Below are 3,796 nucleotides of genomic sequence, written 5' to 3'. Positions count from 1 at the left end.
CACAGCATGTGGAAGTGAACATTCAGGTTCAGCGCGCTGCCGAAGCGCTGGATCAGGGTCACCACGCCGCATTGCGCGCTGGCGTGGTCGACGCCGACTTGATCGGCTAACCAGCCGGCGATGACGCGCTGCACGATCACCAGCACCGGGCCGATGGCCTCCGGCTTGCTGGCGAACAGGAAGCGCAGCGGGTACGGAAAACTCAGCACCCATTGCCGCACCGGCCGCGGGCCAAACACCTCCTCCACCAGGTGCCGCGCGCTCTCGGCCATGCGCCGCGCCCCGCAGCTGGGGCAGAAGCCGCGCTTCTTGCAGGAGAAGGCCACCAGCCTCTCGGCCCGGCACTGCTCGCAGACCACGCGCAGGAAGCCGTGCTCGAGCACGCCGCAGCGCAGGTAGGTCTCGAACTCCTCGCGGACATATCCGGGCAGCGAGCGGCCCTCCGCTTCGATCCGTACAATGAAGTCCGGGTAGTGCGCCTCTACGCCAGCTGGTGGCCGGCGGTGGCGCGCCTGCTGCCGCCGCCCGGCGCGTGGATGGACACGTTCAAGAAGTTCATGGCCTTCCCGATGTTCGGCACCGCGGTGTGGCTGCTGTGGGTGCTGGGCCAGCAGACCGGCATCGACGGCGCGGGCGCGCTGCTGGCGCTGCTGGTGACGCTGGCGCTGGTGCTGTGGGCGTTCGGCCTGCAGGGCCGCACGCGCCTGCTGATTGCTTCGCTTTCGGTAGCGTTCGGCGCTTTCCTGCTGGCCACCATCGGCCCGAACGTCATCCACACGGCGCTGCCCGCCGCGCAGGCCGCAGCGGCGGCGGGCGAGCGCTGGCAACCCTGGTCGCCCGAGCGCGTGCAGGCCGTGCTGGGCACCGGCCAGCCGGTGTTCGTCGACTTCACCGCCGCCTGGTGCGTGACCTGCCAGTACAACAAGAAGACCACGCTGGCCAACGACGAGGTGCTGAACGCGTTCGACGCTGCCAAGGTGCAGACCTTCCGCGCCGACTGGACGCGGCGCGACGCCACCATCACCGCCGAGCTGAACAAGCTCGGCCGCAGCGGCGTGCCGGTGTACGTGCTGCAGGCGCCCGGCAAGCCGCCCATCGTGCTGAGCGAAATCCTCAGCGTGGCCGACGTGAAGGCGGCACTGGGCCAGCTGTAGCGGCAGGCATCAGCGGCCGCCCTCGGGCAGGGCGAACACCACCAGACTGTCGCCCAGCTTGGTTTCGAAGCGCGCGTGGCCGCCGGCGGCAATGGCCACGTACTGCCGCCCCTGGTGCATGTAGGTCATGGCCGAGGCCTGGGCGCCGGCGGGCAGGCGCCCTTCCCACAGCAGCTCGCCGCTTCGGGTGTCGAAGGCGCGCAGGTAGTTGTCCTGCGCGGCGGCGATGAAGGTGAGGCCCGAGCGCGTCACCACCGCGCCGCCGAGGTTGGGCGTGCCGATGGTGATCTTCAGCCGCGTCGGTATGCCCAGCGGCCCGGTGTCGAAGCCGGTGCCCAGGGGGCGCGACCACAGCAGCCGGCCGCTGCGCAGGTCGGTGGCCGACAGAAAGCCCCAGGGCGGGTCGATGCAGGGCACCTGCAGCGGCGACATCCAGTTGGGCCGCGCCACGCCATAGGGCGTGCCGGCCTGCGGCGCGATGCGCTGGTCGGCGCGCGCGCCGCCGTCGCCCAGCGCCCGGTCCTCCACCTGCGCGCGCGGCGTCAGCGTGATGCGGTTCGGCAGGCGGCTGTGGTTGGTGATGAGCAGCTGTGCCTCGGGGTCGACCGCCAGCCCGCCCCAGTTCATGCCGCCCACGATGCCGGGAAACAGCAGGATGCCGCCGGGGTTCTCGCTGGGCGGCGTGTACATGCCCTCGTACTCCATCTGGCGGAAGGCGATGCGGCACAGCGCGGCGTCGATGGGCGTCAGGCCGAAGCTGTTGGCCTCGGTCAGCACCTCGGGCTCGGGGCCGGGCATGCCGGCGAAGTTGGGCATGCCGACCGATTGCGGCTGCGTCGGCGCGTAGCGCTCGCCCGGCAGCGTGCCGGCGGGCACCGGGCGCTCCTGCACCGGCTTGACGGCCTCGCCGGTGCGCGCGTCCAGCACGAACACCGAGCCGGTCTTGGTGCCCTGCACCACCACGCGGCGTGGCGTGCCGTCGACGTCGATGTCGGTCACCAGGGGCTGCGCGCCCAGGTCGTAGTCCCACAGGTCGTGGTGCACGGTGTTGACGTGCCAGCGCGTGTTGCCGGTGTGCATGTCGAGCGCCACCACGGCCGAGGTGAAGGCGTCCTCGGCCGCCGTGCGGTCGCCGCCGTAATGGTCGGCGGCGGCGTTGCCGGTGCCCATGAACACCAGGCCCAGACGCTCGTCGGCCGAGATCACGTTCCACACGTTGGGCGTGCCGCGCGGCCACAGCTCGCCTGCGGCCAGCGGGGCCTGCGCATCGTCGGCACGCTTGGCGTCCCAGGCCCAGCGCAGCGCGCCGGTAACGGCGTCGTAGGCGCGCACCACGCCGCCCGGCGCGTCGCGGCGCTGGTTGTCGCTGACCTGCTGGCCCACGATGACCAGCCCACCCACCACCGCCGGCCCCGAGGTGTTGGACGAGAAGCCGATCACCTGGTTGCCCATGCGCTCGGCCAGGTTCACGGTGCCGCCGTGGCCGAAGCCGGGACACACCTGCCCGCTGGCCGCGTCCAGCGCGATCAGCCGGCTGTCGGTGGTGGCCAGCAGGATGCGGCGCGCGCACAGCTCGCCAGCGGGCGCCTGCGCCTGCTCGTGGTAGCCGACGGCGCGGCAGGTGGCGCTGAACAGCGGCTCCATCGCGGCCGGCGGCACCTGGGGGTCGAAGTGCCACTGCTGGCGGCCGGTGGCCGGGTCGAGCGCGAACACCTGGCTGCTGGGCGAGCACACGTACAGGCTGTCGCCGATCTTCAGCGGCGTGTTCTGGAAGGCGTAGTACACGCGCTCGTTGGGCGCCCAGTCGTTGGTGTGGAACGCCCAGGCCTGCTCGAGTTGCCCAACGTTGCGCGGCGTGATCTGCGCCGCCTCGGAAAAGCGCTGGCCCAGGTTGGAGCCGCCGAAGGCCAGCCACTCGTCGGCACCGCGCTTCAAGGCGGTGCGGCCCAGCGCATCGGGCGCGGCGGCTTGCGGCGCCGCCTGCGCCTGCGCCGGCCACAGGCGCGGGGCCAGCGCCGTCAGGGCCAGCGTGCCCAGCACCGTCACCGCGGCCACCGGTGCCCAGGCCGGTGACCGGCGTCGTGGCCCGCGGTCGCCCGCGCGGCGGCGCATCCACCACCAGGCCAGCGCCATCAGCAGCCACAGGCCGGCCAGCAGGCCCACGCGCCCCGCCAGGTCGAAACCCCAGGCCGGGCGCCAGCCCTTGCCGTGAATCTCCCACAGCGCCCACGCCAGGGTGGCCAGCACGGTGAGCCCGTAGCACCACAGGCCGGCGCTGACCCGGCGCCGCAACACCAGCAGCGCGCCGGCCAGCGCCGCCACGCCGGCCAGCAGGTAGTAGGCGCTGCCGCCCAGCGCCAGCAGTTGCACGCCCAGCGCCGCCATGGCCAGCGCCAGCAGCAGCAACAGCCAGGCCAGCACGATCTGCAGCCACCAGGCAGGGCCGCTGAACAGGGTGGCAGGGGCGGCGGCGGTGGGGTGGTGTGGTGGAGTCATGGGCGGTCGGCAAGGGTGGGGCCAGCGGGAAGGAGCATGCGACCAATGCTACGCGCCATACTGACAGGGGGGTATAGGAAGTTCAACCGCCCTTTTTTGCGAGTCTGGCGGGTAGGAAGCGGCCGCGCAAGCGCCGCTTTGGGCAC

General features: G+C 72.3%; 2 protein-coding genes and 1 pseudogene. 1 reads left to right on the top strand and 2 read right to left on the bottom strand.

Annotation, left to right across the window (positions count from 1 at the left end; translation table 11 throughout):
* A pseudogene (locus PV764_RS20195) lies at positions 1 to 485 on the bottom strand (transposase zinc-binding domain-containing protein); the annotation flags it as partial.
* A gap of 51 nt (positions 486 to 536) precedes the next feature.
* Here PV764_RS20195 and PV764_RS20190 point away from each other — a divergent pair.
* Positions 537 to 1,154 (top strand): thioredoxin family protein, encoded by a 618-nt coding sequence (locus PV764_RS20190; protein ID WP_080114929.1) that lies wholly within the window; start codon positions 537 to 539, stop codon positions 1,152 to 1,154.
* Positions 1,155 to 1,163: 9 nt separating this feature from the next.
* Here the strand turns inward: PV764_RS20190 and PV764_RS20185 are convergent, their stop codons facing one another.
* Positions 1,164 to 3,650, bottom strand: a complete 2,487-nt coding sequence (locus PV764_RS20185; protein WP_019186271.1) for a membrane-bound PQQ-dependent dehydrogenase, glucose/quinate/shikimate family — start codon at positions 3,648 to 3,650, stop codon at positions 1,164 to 1,166.
* Positions 3,651 to 3,796: the final 146 nt, after the last annotated feature.

The organism is Stenotrophomonas sp. AS1 (assembly GCF_048957655.1).
Taxonomy (GTDB): Bacteria; Pseudomonadota; Gammaproteobacteria; order Xanthomonadales; family Xanthomonadaceae; genus Stenotrophomonas; species Stenotrophomonas bentonitica_A.
This window is presented reverse-complemented; position numbering and strand designations above follow the sequence as displayed.

Excerpts from the sequence above, each read along its gene's own strand:
- PV764_RS20185 (WP_019186271.1), bottom strand. The coding sequence starts at position 3,650 with ATGACTCCACCACACCACCCCACCGCCGCCGCCCCTGCCACCCTGTTC.
- PV764_RS20190 (WP_080114929.1), top strand. The coding sequence starts at position 537 with ATGGACACGTTCAAGAAGTTCATGGCCTTCCCGATGTTCGGCACCGCG.